Raw genomic sequence first — 18267 nt, forward strand, 5'->3', positions numbered from 1 at the left:
CATTTAAATTGGTTAAAACCTCACATTAACACCACCGGTAAATACTGTCGGGTTTGGATAGCCAAAGGCTGCGCTTTCCGGATCAAGCCCGGTGAATGATTTTGATTTCAGCAGTATGGCCAGGTTATCTCCGCCAACGTATACCCTTACCGATTTCAATCTTACTTTTCTTAAAGCATTCTGTCCGAAAGTGTAGCCTAACTGCGCGTTACGTAATTTCAGGTACATACCGTTTTCAATAAAGTAGGTTGAAAAGCGTGCTTCAAAGTTAGCATCGGTAAGTGCAGGCGCCGGAATGTTTGAATTAGGATTGCTGGGACTCCATGCATCTAGCAGGCGTGTGCCTTTGTTAGATGATGATTCAACTGCACTCCAAAAATCGGTAAAGCGTTTAGCCTGATTATCTACCTCGACAGAACCTACACCTTGCAGCAGGAACGACAGATCAAAATTTTTGTAAGTAATATTTGCGTTGAATCCATAGGTAAAGTTCGGTATAGGTACGCCTATCCAGGTACGGTCGTAATCGTTTATTACACCGTTGTTATCCAAATCGCGGTAGCGGATACGGCCAAGGCCTTTACCTGGTTGGTCGGCATGAGCGTCAACTTCGGCTTGTGTGCGGAACAAACCATCGGCCACATAACCAAAGTATGATCCGAATGGACGGCCCAATATATTTTGCCCCCTACCGTCGCCGCCATAAGCGTTAATCACTTCGTTTGGCAGCTTGGTTACTTTATTTTTAACCGTTGCGATATTGCCTACAAGTTCTAAACGCCAGTCGTTATTAATCGAGGTACGGTAGCCAGCCATAAACTCAAAACCTTTGTTTTGCATTGATGCGCCATTAACCCAACGGTTACCACCTTCACCCAACACGCCGATATATGGCGGAAGTATCAGGATGTCTGACGTTTCTTTGATATAATAATCAATGCTGCCATAAATTTTCTGATTAAACAGCGAGTAGTCTAAACCAATGTTTGACATTTTTGTCGATTCCCATTTAAGGTCGGGATTAGCGTTTTGGGTAAGGTAAAAACCGGATGGCAACACACCGCTTTTATTCCCATTTATATCATACGAAGTAATGTTATAGTTTGAAAGATAAATGTTATAAATAGCATTGTTAGCAATCTGCTCGTTACCGGTTATACCAAAGCCATAACGCAATTTCAGGTCATCAAATACAGAGGTGATTTTTTTGAAGAAAGGCTCTTCACTAACACGCCATCCCAAAGAAAAAGCCGGAAATAAACCAAATTTATTATTTTGCCCGAAGCGCGACGAGCCATCATACCTTAAGGTTCCTGATATAAGATATCTATCAAGGTATGAGTAATTCGCTTTTGCTAAATATGAAAACAATACATTTTTTGCGCCGTAGCCGCTATTATCTTTAATACCTGTTCCGGCATCCAGGTACATATAATCAGGATCTTCCAAAACATAATCTTCGCGGGAAGCATTGAAGAAATTTGTATTTGAGGTAACGTACTCGGTACCGGCAGTTACATTTAACCTGTGGTTATTTTTTACCAGCTGGTAATCTAAAGTATTGGTCCAGGTTGTATTAACTACATGATTTTGCGAGTTAATCACCTTATTTACATCGTTAACCAGGTAACCGCTTACATACTTTTTTTGCCAGTTACGGGCATTGTAGTTGCCATAATCAATACCAAAATTTGAGCGGAAAGTTAAACCGTTAATAATTTTTAGTTCAGCAAAGAAGTTACCAAACAGGCGCATATAATTATAGCCGTTCTGTTTGTTATCTTCAAGCACACGTACAGGGTTTTGCCTGTCGTTCATACCCGCTACGGGGCCGCCCCAACCTATGCCATCAGCTGTGTGTACCGGGATAAGCGGCACAGCCTGCAATGCCGCGTTGATAATATCAGCCTGTACCTCTTTGGTTTTAGTAAGGCTAAGGTTCTCTCCTATGGTAAATTTGCCGTCGAACAATTTATAATCGCTGTTCATACGAACAGACAGACGATTAAAACCGGTTGTTTTGATGATGCCCTTATTGTCAAAATAACCCAATGAGAATAAGTAATTACCGTTTGGCGTGGCGTTTGATACCTGCGCATCGTAGTTTTGCACAACACCTAACCGTGATATTTCGTCAAACCAGTTTGTATTGGCCGACTTGATAGTGTGTGCTGCATCCAGGTATTCAGGGACATACACCTTACTTAAAACCGGCTGATTTGTAACCGGGTCAACATTCCAGTCATACCGGTATTGTATACTGTTTGTATTTGGGTCGAAACCACTGTTTACGCTTGCCTGCCAAAGTACCTTGCCGTATTGCTCGGCATCAAGCATTTCTATTTTATTAAGATAACTTGAAAGCGCTGTATAAGCATTAACGTTTACAGCGGTACCATTACCTTTTGCATGTTTGGTAGTAATTACAATTACACCATTTGCGGCACGTGCGCCATAGCTGCTTGCAGCAGAGGCATCTTTAAGCACCTGCATTGATTCTATATCAGCTGGGTTTAGCTCATGCATACCTGCCTTAGTAGGCACACCGTCAATAATGTAAAGCGGATCATTATCGTTAAGCGTACCTATACCTCTTATACGCACAGTTACAGGTGCACTTGGCGAACCACTACTGGTGATGTACATACCCGGCACCTGCCCCTGTAAAGCTTTTATGGGGTTTGCAACGGCTTGTTTTCTTGCCTCGTCAACATCTACAACCGTAACAGCGCCGGTTAGATCTTTTTTACGCTGACTTTGGTAACCGGTAACAACTACCTGTTCAAGGGTTTTTACGTCATCGGTTAAGGTTATATCAATCTTGGTACGGCCATTAACAGCAATCTCTTGTGTTGTAAAGCCCAGATATGAGAAAACCAGCACCGCATTGTCGCCTTGTACAGGCAGGCTGTATTGCCCGTTCACATCGGTAGCCGATGCAGTTGCGGTACCCTTTAGCAGTACGCTAATGCCTACAAGGCTTTCGCCCTTAGCGTCGGTCACTTTTCCGGATACGGTAGTTTTGTTCTGTGCGCTTGTTATCTGGAAAAAACAAGACATAGAAAGAATGAGTAAAAAATACTTCAATTTCATTTCCTTTTAAAAAAGTTAAAAAATAAACATTTAGGCTGAGGCATTGGAGAAGCCTCATGGTTACAATTGGTTTTGTTATACAGCCCTGTTTATGACGGCTGCAAACTATTCGTTTTTTTCATAATTTTTAGTTTTAAGTGGTAATAATTTGGTTCAATCAATCTATAAGGAATACTTAACCTGCAAGCAGGCTACCGCTACGGTAATTTCTTTTTTCGGTATATTTCTTTTGCCATATAAATCTGTCAAAGTCAAACACTGAGTAAGCAGGGCACGCTCCCGACTGCGATGTTATGAATGCGCCCATGGCCACAGCATAGTCAAGCGTGGTTTCCATTGATTCGTTGCGCAGTTTCATGGCTAAAAATGCCGCCAGAAAAGCATCGCCGCTGCCTATTGTGTCTGCTACGTTGATACTATAAGCAGGATAATCGTACCTGTAACTGGCAGTATAGTATGATGCCCCTTTGCTGCCTTTGGTTATCAATACTTCGCTGATGCTGAAACGGCCAAATAATGTGGCGATAGCCTCGGCTTCGGTATCACAATCGGCATTATACCAGCTGGCAATCATCATCAGCTCGCCCATATTCAACTTTACCAGATTTGAGCGTTCAAGCAGGGCGGTAATCAACTCAGTAGTATAATGCGGTGCACGCAGGTTCACATCAAACACACGATAACTTGCATAATCAAGCATTTTAAAAAGTGTTTTACGGCTTACCGCATCGCGCGAGCCAAGGCTGCCGAATACAAAAGCACCTGAGTTTTTTACCAGTGTTTCGTACTCTTTGTACCAGCCTAATTTATCCCACGCTACCGGGTAAACTATTTCATATGATACTTCGTGGTTATCATTTATGCGGGCAAGCACTTCGCTGGTGGCCTGCGCCTCGGTTACCTGCACAAAATTTGCCGACAAGCCTATGCTGCCAAGAAAGTCTATCAGGTCGGCGCCGGGTTTATCGTTACCTATAGCGCTTATAATTGAACTGTTAATGCCCAGTTTATGCAGATGATAAGCCACGTTCATAGGCGCGCCTCCTGGCTTACGCTCGGTTGGCAACACATCCCAAAGTATTTCGCCAAAACAAACTACCGAATTGTTATTGTATCCGTTTCCCATATCAATGCATTATTAAGTTCGATCCTATTTGCTCAAGTGATTTACCTTTGGTTTCGGGCATCATACGCCAAACAAATATTAGTTGCAGTATCATCATGGCGCCGAAGAAGGCAAAGGTGGTAGCGCCTCCCAGCCGCTCTGCCAGGTACGGGAAGCAGAAGGCTATTAATGCGGCCATTACCCAGTGTGTTGAACTACCTAACGTTTGTCCTTTTGCGCGTACTTCATTCGGAAATATCTCCGATATAAACACCCAGATAACTGCCCCTTGTGAAAAGGCGAAAAAGGCGATGAATATCATCATGTAAATAGGTATTGAAAAGCCGTTGAACTGACCCGTGTAAAAAGTATATGCCACCAAAAACAGCGAAGAGATCAAGCCTACTGACCCGATAAACATCAGCACACGGCGGCCAACCTTATCAATAAAATTAATAGCGATCAGAGTAAAAATAAAGTTAATCAATCCCACCCCTACTGTTGACAGCAATGATGAATGTGCGCCAAGGCCTGCCATTTCAAAAATGCGCGGAGCATAGTAAATTATGGCGTTAATACCCGATACCTGATTAAAGAAGGCGAACAATACCGCCAGCATCACCGGGGTTTTGTATTTACCGCTGAAAATGCCGGTGCTTTCTGTTTTAACTTCAGCGTTACGTGCCGAATTCTGGATAGCTTTTAACTCATCGTCGCAATTCAGCGGATTGATAACCCTGAGGATAGATAGCGCTTTATCCGTAGCACCCTTTTTAAGGATAAGCCAGCGCGGGCTTTCCGGTATGAAATAGATCAGCACTAAAAAAATCACCGATGGTACAGCCTGGACACCCAGCATTAAGCGCCATGATGAATCGCCAAGCTGACTGATCAGGTAATTTGACAGGAAGGATACAAGTATGCCCAGCACTACGTTGAACTGGAATAAACCGACAAGGCTGCCGCGTCGGTCGGCAGGTGAAACTTCTGATATATAGATAGGCGCAGTTACCGATGATGCGCCTACGCCAAGCCCCCCAAGAAAACGAAACACCAGGAAAACTGACCAGTCGCCTGCAAGCGCGGTACCCAATGATGATAACAGGTAGGCTACTGCTACAAAATACAAAGTGTTTTTACGCCCGAAGCTATCAGATGGGCGTGAGCCAAACAGCGAACCGATAACAGTACCTATAAGCGCGATAGATATGGTAAGGCCATGCTCAAATACTGAAAGATGCCAGAATTGTTGAATAGATTTTTCGGCGCCGGAGATAACCGCGGTATCAAAACCGAACAAAAAGCCCCCAAGCGCTACGACCATTGACCAGGCCAGTACAGAATGTTTTCCCATAAAATGTTAAAGTATAATTGGAATTAATGGCTGCAAGGTAGAGTGATATGCGGCGGCGGAATATAATAATCGTACCAAATGATTATAAATTACAGTTTAATAATAACTATTTGAATTACAGTAATTTAATTTTTTACCCCCCTGCTTTATTTAAACACATTTACAATTTTGTAACCATATTTTACAGTTTTGATACATCGGCAGTTACTTAGTACACTATGTTACCAAGCCGCTATTTGGAGCAAGCGTACATTTTTATATATCTTTAATCTTTGCCATTCTTTAAGGCTGTTATAACCAATTATCCTGTTATTAATGCGCTCTGTATCTTCTGTATTAAAAAAGGTGTTTAATTATACTACGCAGCGTTACGTGTTTGCAAAACCACTGCTTTTTACGCTTGCCATATCCATGTTAAGCGGCTGTGGTGGTAAAAAACACGATCCTGAGTATGTTATCGGCTTTTCGCAATGTGTAGGTAGCGACCTGTGGCGAAAAACCATGATGGAAGAGATTAAAATGGAGCTCTCGCTTCATCCTAATGCCACTTTAGTTTATGCTGATGCTAACGGAAGCAGCAAAACACAGATAGAACAGGTAAAAAAGATGCTTAACGACGGTGTTGACATCCTAATTATTTCACCTAACGAGGCCATGCCCCTTACCCCTATTGTTGAGCAGACTTATAATAAAGGTATCCCGGTAGTGGTTATTGATCGTAAAACATCATCAAACCTGTACACCGCCTATGTAGGCGCTGACAATTACGAGATTGGCAAAATGGCCGGTGAGTATGCCGGTAATGTTTTAAAAGGCAAAGGCAACATCGTTGAAATAATGGGTTTGCCCGGATCATCACCTGCTATAGAACGTCAGCGTGGTTTTGCCGATGGCATTAAGCGGTTTAAAGATGTTAAAGTAACCTCGCAGTTATACGGCAACTGGCTAAAAGGTACTGCCGAAAATCAACTGCTTAAATCGGCCGCATCCCTTAACAACGTCGATATGGTATTTGCCCATAATGACGTGATGGCAGCGGGCGCGCGTAGTGTTATAAATCGCCTCAGATTAAATCACAGCATTAAGGTAGTAGGTATTGACGCGCTGCCCGGTAATGGTGGCGGTTTACAAATGGTAGGCTCAGGTGTGCTTAATGCAAGTATGTTGTACCCGACCGGCGGTAAAGAAGCTATTGTAACCGCCTTTCGGATATTGAATAAAGAGTCGTTCTCAAAAGAAAATAACCTGCAATCGCTGGTTATCGATTCATCAAACGTGCAGCTGATGAAACTGCAGTGGGCAAAAGTAAGCAGCCAGCAAAAAGATATCGAGCGCCAGCAAGCTTTACTTACCGAGCAGGAAACACTATTTAAAAGCCAGCAAACGGTATTAAACATCACGGTTATAACACTGGTACTGGCCATAATTTTTGGCGGACTGGCTTCGTATTCTCTATTAGAAAACCGTAAGATTAATAAAAGCCTTGAAGCCAAGAACGACGAGATTTTAAGCCAACGTAACAAGCTGATAGAAATGTCGGCAAAGGCCGAAATGGCAACTGAAGCTAAGCTGAACTTTTTTACCAATATATCCCACGAGTTCCGTACGCCGCTTACGCTGATACTATCGCCGCTGGAAGATTTGCTGAATAATGATAAAATTCGTTCGGTTGCGGGTAAAAACTTGAACCTGATACATAAAAATGCATTCCGTTTGCTGCGACTGGTGAACCAGTTGATAGAATACCGCAAGATAGAATACGAAAAAATGCAGGTGAACGCCTCGCCAAATAACCTGGTTGAGTTTGTTAAAGATATAATTGACAGTTTTCAGCACAGCGCTAAAAAACGCAATATCGACCTGCGGTTAATCCATACAGACGCGCAAAACATTGACGTTTGGTTTGATGCCAATATGCTGGACAAAGTAGTATTTAACCTACTGGCAAATGCATTGAAATTTACCGGGCCAAATGGTAAGATACATGTGTTTATCAGGCAGGACGATGAATATGTGTATGTTGATTTTCAGGATAACGGCATTGGTATGACGGACGATGAAGTGCTGCATGTTTTCGAACATTTTTATCAGGCTGACACCAATTCCACCAAAGGTTCGGGGTTGGGACTTTCACTGTCAAAAGAATTGATGTTGCTGCACCATGGCGATTTAAAAGTATCAAGCAAAAAGTGGGAAGGCACAACTTTCACCCTGACTTTGAAAACCGGCGCTGAACATTTCGCTGAAGATGAAATAAAAAGGGAACCTCTCAATAAAGCGGAATTATACGAACGGTCAAAAGTTTACACTACCGATTTGGATGAGACGACAGAAATACAGAATACCGACGCGCTGCGTGAACTGAAAGAACAATCGGTATTGATTATTGAAGATAATATCGACCTGCTAAACTACCTGAGCGCCAAACTAAGCGAACAATATGAAGTATATACTGCCAGTAGTGGCACCGCCGGCCTTGACAGCGCTTATGAACTGGTGCCCGACATTATCATTTCGGACGTGGTGATACCCGGTATTATAGGTACCGAGCTTACCAGACGCTTAAAATCAGATATCCGTACATCACATATTCCCATTATTCTGCTAACTGCTAAAGGCAGTATTGAACAACAAATACACGGTATTGAAAGCATGGCTGACGCATACATTGCCAAGCCTTTTAATTATGATTACCTACTGGCAACAGCTAAAAACTTACTGAAGAACAGGGCGTTGCTAAAAGATCATTATTCAAGCGATATAAGTACACAAGGAAAAGTTCCGATGTCAAATTCGCTGGATAAAAAGTTTCTAAACGACTTTGCAGGCATTGTTGAGCAAAATCTATCTAACGAAAACTTCAGCGTTGATGATATTTGCAAGCTGATAGGCATATCCCGTGTTCAGTTATATCGCAAAGTAAAAGCCCTGTTAAACTGCAGCATTACCGATTACATTTTAAAACGTCGCCTTAAAAAGGCTAAGTACTTGCTAATTAATGAAAACTACACCATTGCAGAAGTTACTTACATGGTAGGATTTGCGACACCCAATTACTTTTCAACGGTTTTTAAGGCTAAATATGGTATAACCCCTACAGAGTTCAAAAGAAGTCAGCACATTTGAAAAAGTGAAATAAAGCCTCCAGAGGTTTATCGTTCATTTCGGTTCAATGCAAATTGAAACTGATTATGGAATAAAAATTTTCGCAGGTTAACCAGGTTATCAGCGTTTATCAGATCTACTCCTATAGAAAGTAAATAACTCCAAACTTTTTGGTTTTCAGGTGCAGCATACAAACGTACTTTTTCATTTCTCTCATGAGCCATCTTAATATACTCCCTTAGTTTTATATCTTCAGTTACAGGAACAGGCCCGTTTCCCCTCCAGCTTAAAAATTTAGAATATTTGCAGCTGGCCATTAAAAAAACATTTGGCTGATTTTCGAACTTTTCTATTTTATCTAACTCAATATCTGCAAATACTAATCTTGAATCTTCATTTAATATAATATTTAGTGGTTTATGCCCTGAAAGCACTATTGTAACAGGTGCAAGCTTTATAACGCCCGAATGATAACTTGTTAAAATATTTTCATATTTCTTTAATACAGGCTTTAAAGCTTCATAAGTTTTTGCGGCATTAGTTTTAATGTCAATCATGAGCACTATTGAGGATGCGCCGGCATGGGCAACTTTTTGAGAATCTCTAAGTAAATATGCTGCAAGAGGCTTAAGGTATACCTTTTCAAGCGTACGTTGGCTTTTGAAATATGGAAAGTAGTGGGCTATTATTAGTTTTCCATTAAGTAAATGAACATCGGCCTCAATATGGGTAAATCCGTTTTCCAACGCTTCATTTAAAGGTCTTTTATGAAGATAATCATTATGAGCAAACCCTTGCGGAAATGATGTGTCTTGGCAAATAGCTTTACATACTATACAAAAACTTATTATAACAAGCGTTAAAACCCGGGTAAAAAGCCAATGTAAATACTGTTTAAACATGATAAAGGAAACCTTTTATAGATTTCCCGCAATATATAAAATTAATTGACTATCAATAAATTGTCAATGATAATTACTCAGTTTGAGTTGTGTGCTTTTTTAATAAGCTAATAACCACATATGCCCCAATAAGCGCAGGAAAAAACAACAAAAATGATCGTTGAAGAAGTGTAAATACAGGTATCAAAGTTTTCGGAACAATTTTGCTGAACAGAATTGATATACCTACTTCGGCAAAGCCGCTTCCACCAGGGCTTGGGGCAAAATATATCATAAACTGTATAAGCACTTGTATGCTTATAACCTGTATTAAATCAGAATGTACACCTAAGCCTAACAATATTACATATTGTAAGCAGTACTTGTTTAAATATAGTACAGTGGTAATTAAAATACTTAGTGGAAATAAATAAGGATTTTGTTTAATAATTACACTGCAAGTTTGTTGATATTTAGCAATGTTTAAATAAGACCGCTCTGCCCAGTTTTCAAGCTTCTGTTTACGTTTAGGAAACAAAATTGCTATAAAATTAGCTAACTGCTTAATTAGTTTGCCAATCCACACCGGCTTCCAGAACGCCAGCAAAAAAGCTATCAAAAAAAGAAGAAAAAAGCTAAAGCCATACTTAAGCATAGCAGGTATTATGCCGCTTACAGCACTTGTATCCATTAACATGATAGCTACAAAACCGGCCAGTGGCATAAATATCAGGGTTGCACCCATGTTAATTAAACTTACAGCAAATGCATCAATAAATGTTACGCCATTACTTGTGTACACATAAATTTGTGCAGGACCTGCACCACCGTGAGCTGGTGTAACCGCACCCATAAACATATTGGCTACGTTTGCCCTAAAACTAACCCAATGAGATACTTGCGGACTTAATTTACGTATATAAATATGATTACGCCAACTACCTAACATGAGATCAACAAACAGCATAATTATACAGATCAGAATGTAGCCGTAAGAGATATGGGATAAGGCTTTTATTGTATCGCCGGTATTATTATAAAAAAATATACCGGCAATAGTTATAACTGTTATCAGGGCAAACCAAAAAGCTCCCTTTATTATTGTTTTTCTGTCAAATATCGCCTTAACATCTTTCTTATTTTCAGCAATTGCATCTTGTTGATCTTCGCCTGATTGGTTTTCTATCATAAAATATAATTGTACGTTAGAATAACGGTTCACCCTCTGAGTACTCAGGATGTATCCCTTTCCACTTTAAAATTGTATTATAAATATCTGCAGTTCGGGCCGGGAATTCGTTCCAGTTTTTTTGATTATATATTAACGGCACAAGCATGTGGGATTTATTAAGAGATCCATGAGAGCCTTTATGTTCGGGGTATTCCCAAAAATCCCGTAGATCATAACCTATGTTTGCACTTACAACAATATCGCCTGCTCTGCGGCTCTGAAATAACTGATAAATTTGAAATAGTGAATCAGGGTATTCAGAATTAAACGTAGCTTCAAGTGCGGCTCTGTGTCCGTTTACCTTTATATCTTTACCAAGCTTAAGCGGATCTGCTGTTAATATTTGATAGCTAAAAACATCTTCATTAACACTTACAATAGCCCTGCCTTGCTCGTTTTGTACTATATATGATTGTTCCTCATCGCCACGATATACAACAAAATCTACTGCAGGTTCGGCAACAAGTTCTTGTAACCGCTGTGTTCCCATAATATTTTGAATCTCATTATCCCTTAAAACATGATCACCTTCATGATTAAGCAAATGGATACTACCGAACGAGTTACCGGAAATCATTACTGCCGATTTCGGCTTTTGTTTCCATATTACAGGATAATATACCGACTTAAGCCCATGATTTGTCATCCAATCACCTAAGTCCAAATGGGTATGTGTTGGGGTAAGCCCATGGTCTGAAGTTAATATAAATAAGGTATCATCCCACCAACCTTTTTCCTCTAATAAAGCCCTTACTTCGCCTATACTATTATCAGCTATTTTATATGCCTCAAAAGTTCGCTTATCACGTATATCATGATAATGAGAATCCCAGTCAACACTTGGAAATACAGCAAAAAGGAAATCAAAATCTTTACCTGAGTTTAATAAGGCCATTATTCTACGATGCCCCTCAATGTCTACAGGATGATGTTTGAGCCTAAAGTGAGCTTTCATATACATTGGCCCCTTTCCCTTCTTTCCTAAATCACGCTCATCAGGTACATTACGGGTAATCATATTAAACAAATTGTATGATTCGCCAAGCAATTCAAATAACGTTGGTTTATCAGAGGGCATATCGGTATTAAACCATGCAGCTTCAGGACCACAGTATGAACGCATGGCCATTTTGTTCCATCGGGTTCTCTTAAATTCTTTTTTATCAAACCAACGTATACCTGTTATACCCATTGTGCCGGGAAAATGCCCGGTTAAAAACGGAAGATAAGCCGGGCCTGTTGTTGAAGGAAAACAGCTTGTAGCATTTCGGTAGGTACCCTCATTAATTATGCGGCTTATATTAGGCAACATGCCTGCTGAAATTAATTCAGGCATTACTTCGCTATGAGCACCGTCCAGCAAATAAAACAGTACTCTTTTTTTATTCATCATTATCTATAAGCACTAAATATCAAAATGTATTAAAAAAAGTGCTGCAAATAAACGAACTAAAAATTTCTTTGCAGCACCTTACCTAAGTTTTTTTATATATGGCAAGTAAAAGGGTAACTAAACGATATTTTATTTAACTAATTTTTTTAAAAAGTGCTATATTATGTATAACTAATTATGTTATCCCCGATTTGTTTAAGCATGATTTAATACAAATTTAAATTATTGTATAACGATTTTTACGGATTTCTTCCATGAAAGAACAACTCAGGCAAACAGGTTAACGCAAAAAATTCGCTTTTGGCGGTGCTCGTGCCTGATTTTAATATGTCAATCCAAACATCAACTGTTCCTAACAATACTCTTGCACTCGGATGATAATTATGATAAAGATGCACTCTAAATAACCCTGTAATGTAGCAGATCCTTTGGTATTACGTTAACTGATAAGAACTATACTATTTGCAATATGCTTATATACAGTGCAAGACGACGCGTGTATTTTACAGTTATTCACGTTTAATTATACAATCGCATTTAAACTACTTCAACAAAGTTCGTTTTGTTTGAACTTGCATGAAGTTTCGCAAGCCAATTAAACAAATAGGTATGAAAAGATTAAACACCGTTACAATCAGGCTGATAGTTCTGGCCATTGTAATAATCAGTTTTTCCTGTAAAAAGTTGCAGGATTCGCCACAACCTTCGGATGAAGAAACTTTAACACCTACGGATAGCGCGCTATATGTACCTCAAGCAATATTTACTCCTGCGCAGCATACATTTACCGATATTCATATCTGCTATGATGATAAAGTTTTTTTGCTTGAAAACGGCAAATTAAAACGCCTGGTTGGCACAAACCTTGTTGACTTAAACTGGCCGGCATTGGTTTACAACAACTTTAATCCTACTTATTTGGCTATATCAAAGGATTTTACTTTTTATCTACGGGCATCAACCGGCATAAAAGTTATAAAAGCTGGACGACTGATTAAAGAATATACTGTTGGACAAGCCCCCTTGCAGGACTTTACAGCTGAAACCTTCGGTGAATATCCTGTTGCGGTTGACGAGACTGATCAGTCCCTGATCGTTGGAGTACAGCGTCTTTTTAACCCGGGTCTGGTATCAACGCTAAAAATCACCAAAAACGGCCAGGTTGGTTTGGTTTCGCCAGACGAAGGTACAACGGAAGGCGCCTTTTTTACTACCTTTGATGTTGGCGGAACGCCGGGTCAGCTTTGGATGGCCGGCCTGTCAGCCTTTAACGACTTTTATTTTGCAAAAATGTACGTTTTTACCGTCGCTGCCCAGTCATTCGATTATATTTTGCAAGATGTTTACGGTATAGGTGCAAGTAATCACCTCCCTTTCCCTCTTGAGGGCCATATAGATAGCGTTGGCTATCGAACCACTGCGGGTATAAGAATATCGAAAGACGCCAAAACAATCTATTTAAAGACAGGTGAATATAACACCGGATCGAACACCGTAGGGAATACAGGTTTCGTGCTGCGTATTAGAAATAACTACGTTACGGCAATTGCAGAAGAGGCAGAGAACAAACGCATGGCAATTTCAAAGGACGGCAAAACGCTTTATCTAGCCGGTAACGGTTTATATAAAATTGAGTTTTAATTAAATACTATATAAGTGTGCTGTACAGAGCAACATAGAAAATATGTTGGGTGCCTATCCCTGTTGTAGGACCTTGTCCGGTTGGTATATTTCATTGTAGGTTTTGGTTTCTAAGTCACAATACTAAGGTGTTTTGATATTATCACAAATTACTTGTGTTTTCTTTACCTTATCTCGTCGTGTGTGTAGGCAGGTCAACTTGTTACAAAGAAAAATTCTGACTTTATAAACGCTACAAACCAAGCAGCCCTCTAACATGCGATGCTCTTATTCTTAATTAATATTCGTCACATTTTTCAGCACTTATGTCACATTTATTTTATAAGCAGGCAAAGCAGGCGTAAGCTTGCAGCAGGAAACTTAAACACGTCGAAATTTTTATCGCGACAATGCTAATGCTGATATGTGTTTATCAGCCTATCAACACCACTATACTTTATTACAGTCAGCCCGATTTTGCCGGTAATTTTGGAGCCGAATTTCGCTCGCATGGCCTGTATTTTGACATTCTTAGCAATTATTTTATACCTGAAGTTTGCTGGTATTTGTGCTTGTACCTGTCGTTTTTATATGCAGCCACAGGTTTGCCAAACCGTTTAATTAACGAGAGGAAAATTGGCAACGCGATATTAACCGTTCTGCCGGTTTTTATTGCGGTATGGATAGCGCTGGTATTTATCAGCTGGTATAAAGAGCCTTACAACAGCACCGTTGTAATGACGGCGATATTCGAACAGTTTAAGACAACTATCAATATTTTCGGATTGCTGGCAGCATACCAAGTGATTAAACGCGTAGTTGCTTGGTATCAAACTAATCATCAATCCAATCTTTCGCGAGATAAAAAACTCATTTACAACGATATATTTTGTTTCGTATTCTTCTGGCTGCTGTTACTGGTACCGGCAGTGTTGTTTCATGTAACCGACGCGGTTGGCTTTTTCTTTTTGCTGATAGTACCGGGGGCTTTCATTAATCATGCGGTTTTAGTGCACTGGTTACTTAAAAGCAAATTAAAAAACCCGCTACTCTGGACGCAACTGTTCATTGTTTCTTTATTAATTAGCGCTCCGCTTATAGCCATTTTTACTTTCAAGGGCACTAACGGCGGCAATAACTGGCCGGCTATGTTTATGGCATTTTGGCTAGGGCAGCAATTGCTGATTGTTCCGCTGTCATTAGCTGTATATACGCATCGTAAACGCCGTGAAACCGAATTAAGTGATTTGCGCAGCGGACTGAGTACTTCAACGGCCAATCTGCAATTTCTACGGTCGCAAATTAACCCGCATTTCCTGTTCAATGCCCTTAATACACTGTATGGTACCGCGTTGAGTGAACAGGCCGAAAAAACAGGCGAAGGCATTCAGAAACTGGGCGACATGATGCGTTTTATGCTGCACGAAAATACACAGGACAATATAGCGCTTAGCCGCGAGCTCGATTACCTGAAAAATTATATCGATCTGCAAAATCTGCGTATCTCCACATCGCCCGATATCAGTATCGATGTTGCCATACCCGACGTTGAAGGCTACTACCAGGTAGCGCCCATGCTGCTGATACCTTTTGTAGAGAACGCATACAAGCACGGCATCAGCCTTCGCGAACGATCATGGATCAACATCAGCGTAAGCCTTAGCAATGATAAATTGCAGCTTGATGTGTACAACAGCGTCCACGTGTATTCGTCTACCGACCCTGAGCGTGAACGCTCAGGCATAGGGCTGGAAAATGTAAAACAACGTTTGCAGCACCTTTATCCGCAGCGGCACGAACTGGTGATACGCGAAACCACCAAAGAATTTTTTATCCACCTAACCATAAAATTAACATGAAAAAACTGATAATATTTTGCCTTGTCTTAATAGCCGCGTTTAACTGTATGGCCCAGTTCAGGCTCAGCGGGAGCGTACCTGGCGCGGCCGGGACCGATTCTATTACTATTAATATACCGTTCGTATACGGTTATTATCGCGAAAATAACATCAACATTGGTGTTGATAATGAAGGGAATTTTAATAAGCTGATCGATGTGTCTGAACAAAAATTCGCTACGCTTGAATATCATGGTGTAAAAAGCACGTTGCTGCTTACACCCGGTAAAGCGGTATCCTTCCGCATCAATTTAAGAGATACTGTATTGAGCCATTTTAAAGGGAGCGCCGCCGCAGAGAACCGGCTACTGTATAAACTAAAAATGGATCAAATACCATTTTTTGGCAAAGGTTTCGGGAAAGATAATCCCTTTGCAAAATACAGCAACGAAGAACAGCAGAAACTGGTAATAAAGCCATGGTTCGCTATCCGCGATGAAAAGATTGCCGAAATAAACGCCGCGAAGTTACCATCGGCTACAAAAGCGCTTATTGCACAGGAAGTAAAATCCGAAGCCATAGTACAGTTAGTGCACTTTGGCCGCTCATCTGGTAAAAACAGGAAAACCCTTGCCGAATTTTTGTTGACGATTTACAAAGATATTTCCATTACACCTGAAGTTTTTCCGGCCGGGCCAATGTTTTATCAGATGGCCAATGCTAACGGGGCGCGTATGGAAGGCGAGACATATTTGCAAATTGAAGCCGACAAGGCCGCGGGTAAAACATCCGTACTTAAATATTACAATCTTACGTTCGATGATGCGAATAAGGTGATAAACGAAAAAGGAAAAATATTTTTGAATTGGCTGCCCATACACAACACTTACGAGAAACTTGTAGCCGAAGCGTGGCTGGCGCAGGCCATAGTAGTTCAATGTTATGAAAAAGACATAACCTATACGCTACCGCTAATGGAGGAGATGAATAAATATTTTCCACGTAGTAAATATCTGCCTGAGCTAACAAGCATGGTGAATAACCTGCGCACTGCATTGGCTGCAAACCAAAGTAAAGGTGATATTCAGATTATTGACGGGTTTGAGAATATAACATCTATTAACCAAGTGATATCATCGCTTAAAGGCAAAGTGGTGTATCTTGATGTATGGGGCACCTGGTGCGGGCCATGTAAGGCGGAAATTAAATATAATTTGGCGCTGAAACAGTATTTTAAAAATAAGGACGTTGTGTTTGTATACCTTGATATGGACGACGATACCCAGGACAAGCGCTGGCGCGAATTTATAGCGACGAATGGCATGACGGGTTATCACCTGCGTAAAAACAACAACCAGGTATCCTCATTTTGGGATGAATTGCTACCCGGCCAAAAGGACAAGCAAAATTATTACCCTACATATTTTATATTTGACAAAGATGGTAAGCTGGTTGAAACTTTGGCCAAACGCCCAAGTGACGGCGCTGAACTTTACCGCCAGATTGAAAAATACCTGTAATGTTAAACGCCATAGCTATTGACGATGAACCCTTTGCCCTTGAAGTGATACGATCGCACGCGGGAAAGGTGCCTTTTTTGCAGATGGATGGCTATTTTACGAATCCGTTTGAGGCGATAGATTACCTGGCAAAGAACAATGTGCAGCTGCTTTTTCTGGATATTAAAATGCCCCATATTACCGGTATGGAACTGATGCAAAGTCTGCGGCAAAAACCTATGGTGATATTTACCACCGCTTATGCCGAACACGCTGTGCAAAGCTACGAGTTTGACGCTGTTGACTATCTGCTGAAGCCATTTGCTTTCCCGCGATTTTTAAAGGCCTGTCATAAAGCGCACGACCAATTGAGGCATCAACAGGAGCCAATAACAGCCGACCATATTTTTATCCGTTCGGGTTACGAGCAAGTGCGCCTGTTATTTGAAGAGATTCTGTACCTGGAAAGCGCCGGCAATTACATGCGTTTTGTGTTGGATGACGACCGCGCCATATTATCCCGCCTTACTATGACCGACGCACTTGCGCTGCTGCCGCCCGAACAATTTGTACGAGTACACCGCTCATATATAGTAAATCGCCCGAAAATACAACGTGCCGAACGGCACCAGTTGCATTTGGGGTCGCAGGTTATTCCGCTTTCTGGTGCGTTTAGTAATAATCTCCAATTATAATTATAGCTGAATTAATATTTCTTGCACCGTACTTCCTTTAATGCGTTATAGTTCAAAAAACTGTTATCGAACTACGCAATAATTATAATGGCAGTTTTTGCGGATCATGTATTGTAATTTCAATTAACAACAGCAAGTTATCAGATAAGTCAAAGCCTCTCAGATTTATCTAAGAGGCTTTGACTTGATCAGGTATACCAAGAGCAAAAACGCAAAATCCAAGTTTTAGCAGTTATACGAAAGGCTGATTATATTGGACGTTTTAACTCCAGCGTTTCCCTTTGTAACAAAATTACTATAGCTTATTTTAAATTAAGTTATAACGACTATTAAACAATGTTCAATAATATTCTTGTGTTTCATCGCACAATTCCATCCATTACAGGTTGTGCATTAAAATTTCAAAGACTTTAATATAAAGTAACTGTATCTCCAACTTTTTTCCACCAATTT

General features: G+C 40.5%; 11 protein-coding genes. 5 read left to right on the forward strand and 6 right to left on the reverse strand.

Features of this window, described 5'->3' with window-relative positions; all coding sequences use genetic code 11:
• Nucleotides 1-12: 12 nt before the first annotated feature.
• From EOD41_RS13145 to EOD41_RS13155, 3 genes are all read right to left on the reverse strand, one after another.
• Nucleotides 13-3060, reverse strand: a complete 3048-nt coding sequence (locus tag EOD41_RS13145; RefSeq protein ID WP_205780559.1) for a SusC/RagA family TonB-linked outer membrane protein — start codon at nucleotides 3058-3060, stop codon at nucleotides 13-15.
• Between the two features lie 208 nt (nucleotides 3061-3268).
• Nucleotides 3269-4219: a carbohydrate kinase family protein gene (locus EOD41_RS13150; protein ID WP_127705629.1), complete on the reverse strand. Its 951-nt coding sequence runs from the start codon at nucleotides 4217-4219 to the stop codon at nucleotides 3269-3271.
• A 1-nt stretch (nucleotide 4220) separates the two neighbouring features.
• Nucleotides 4221-5552, reverse strand: a complete 1332-nt coding sequence (locus EOD41_RS13155) for a sugar porter family MFS transporter (protein ID WP_127705631.1) — start codon at nucleotides 5550-5552, stop codon at nucleotides 4221-4223.
• Nucleotides 5553-5867: 315 nt separating this feature from the next.
• Between EOD41_RS13155 and EOD41_RS13160 the strand changes: the two genes are divergently transcribed.
• Complete coding sequence (locus tag EOD41_RS13160; RefSeq protein ID WP_240663397.1) at nucleotides 5868-8678, forward strand: substrate-binding domain-containing protein; 2811 nt, start codon at nucleotides 5868-5870, stop codon at nucleotides 8676-8678.
• A gap of 26 nt (nucleotides 8679-8704) precedes the next feature.
• Here EOD41_RS13160 and EOD41_RS13165 read toward each other — a convergent pair whose 3' ends face one another.
• The 3 genes from EOD41_RS13165 to EOD41_RS13175 form a co-directional block, all read right to left on the reverse strand.
• Nucleotides 8705-9559 (reverse strand): PI-PLC domain-containing protein, encoded by an 855-nt coding sequence (locus EOD41_RS13165; RefSeq protein ID WP_127705633.1) that lies wholly within the window; start codon nucleotides 9557-9559, stop codon nucleotides 8705-8707.
• 73 nt (nucleotides 9560-9632) lie between these two features.
• Nucleotides 9633-10727, reverse strand: coding sequence for a lysylphosphatidylglycerol synthase transmembrane domain-containing protein (locus tag EOD41_RS13170; RefSeq protein WP_127705635.1), 1095 nt, complete (start codon nucleotides 10725-10727; stop codon nucleotides 9633-9635).
• 16 nt (nucleotides 10728-10743) lie between these two features.
• On the reverse strand, nucleotides 10744-12162 hold the full coding sequence (locus EOD41_RS13175; RefSeq protein ID WP_127705638.1) for an alkaline phosphatase family protein: 1419 nt from the start codon (nucleotides 12160-12162) through the stop codon (nucleotides 10744-10746).
• 609 nt (nucleotides 12163-12771) lie between these two features.
• Here EOD41_RS13175 and EOD41_RS13180 point away from each other — a divergent pair.
• The 4 genes from EOD41_RS13180 (at nucleotide 12772) to EOD41_RS13195 (ending at nucleotide 17814) form a co-directional block, all read left to right on the forward strand.
• Nucleotides 12772-13803, forward strand: a complete 1032-nt coding sequence (locus EOD41_RS13180; protein ID WP_127705640.1) for a hypothetical protein — start codon at nucleotides 12772-12774, stop codon at nucleotides 13801-13803.
• Nucleotides 13804-14192: 389 nt separating this feature from the next.
• The gene (locus tag EOD41_RS13185; RefSeq protein ID WP_205780560.1) at nucleotides 14193-15641 is read left to right on the forward strand and encodes a sensor histidine kinase; all 1449 of its coding nucleotides are present in this window, start codon (nucleotides 14193-14195) and stop codon (nucleotides 15639-15641) included.
• Nucleotides 15638-17140, forward strand: a complete 1503-nt coding sequence (locus tag EOD41_RS13190; protein WP_127705642.1) for a TlpA family protein disulfide reductase — start codon at nucleotides 15638-15640, stop codon at nucleotides 17138-17140. Before EOD41_RS13185 ends, EOD41_RS13190 begins: the two co-directional genes overlap by 4 nt.
• Nucleotides 17140-17814: a LytR/AlgR family response regulator transcription factor gene (locus EOD41_RS13195; protein WP_127705644.1), complete on the forward strand. Its 675-nt coding sequence runs from the start codon at nucleotides 17140-17142 to the stop codon at nucleotides 17812-17814. Before EOD41_RS13190 ends, EOD41_RS13195 begins: the two co-directional genes overlap by 1 nt.
• Nucleotides 17815-18267: the final 453 nt, after the last annotated feature.

Origin of the sequence: Mucilaginibacter limnophilus (assembly GCF_004005815.1) — a bacterium.
GTDB classification, from domain to species: domain Bacteria; phylum Bacteroidota; class Bacteroidia; order Sphingobacteriales; family Sphingobacteriaceae; genus Mucilaginibacter; species Mucilaginibacter limnophilus.

Excerpts from the sequence above, each read along its gene's own strand:
- EOD41_RS13145 (WP_205780559.1), bottom strand. The coding sequence starts at position 3,060 with ATGTCTTGTTTTTTCCAGATAACAAGCGCACAGAACAAAACTACCGTA.
- EOD41_RS13150 (WP_127705629.1), bottom strand. The coding sequence starts at position 4,219 with ATGGGAAACGGATACAATAACAATTCGGTAGTTTGTTTTGGCGAAATA.
- EOD41_RS13155 (WP_127705631.1), bottom strand. The coding sequence starts at position 5,552 with ATGGGAAAACATTCTGTACTGGCCTGGTCAATGGTCGTAGCGCTTGGG.
- EOD41_RS13160 (WP_240663397.1), top strand. The coding sequence starts at position 5,868 with ATGCGCTCTGTATCTTCTGTATTAAAAAAGGTGTTTAATTATACTACG.
- EOD41_RS13165 (WP_127705633.1), bottom strand. The coding sequence starts at position 9,559 with ATGTTTAAACAGTATTTACATTGGCTTTTTACCCGGGTTTTAACGCTT.
- EOD41_RS13170 (WP_127705635.1), bottom strand. The coding sequence starts at position 10,727 with ATGATAGAAAACCAATCAGGCGAAGATCAACAAGATGCAATTGCTGAA.
- EOD41_RS13175 (WP_127705638.1), bottom strand. The coding sequence starts at position 12,162 with ATGATGAATAAAAAAAGAGTACTGTTTTATTTGCTGGACGGTGCTCAT.
- EOD41_RS13180 (WP_127705640.1), top strand. The coding sequence starts at position 12,772 with ATGAAAAGATTAAACACCGTTACAATCAGGCTGATAGTTCTGGCCATT.
- EOD41_RS13185 (WP_205780560.1), top strand. The coding sequence starts at position 14,193 with ATGCTAATGCTGATATGTGTTTATCAGCCTATCAACACCACTATACTT.
- EOD41_RS13190 (WP_127705642.1), top strand. The coding sequence starts at position 15,638 with ATGAAAAAACTGATAATATTTTGCCTTGTCTTAATAGCCGCGTTTAAC.
- EOD41_RS13195 (WP_127705644.1), top strand. The coding sequence starts at position 17,140 with ATGTTAAACGCCATAGCTATTGACGATGAACCCTTTGCCCTTGAAGTG.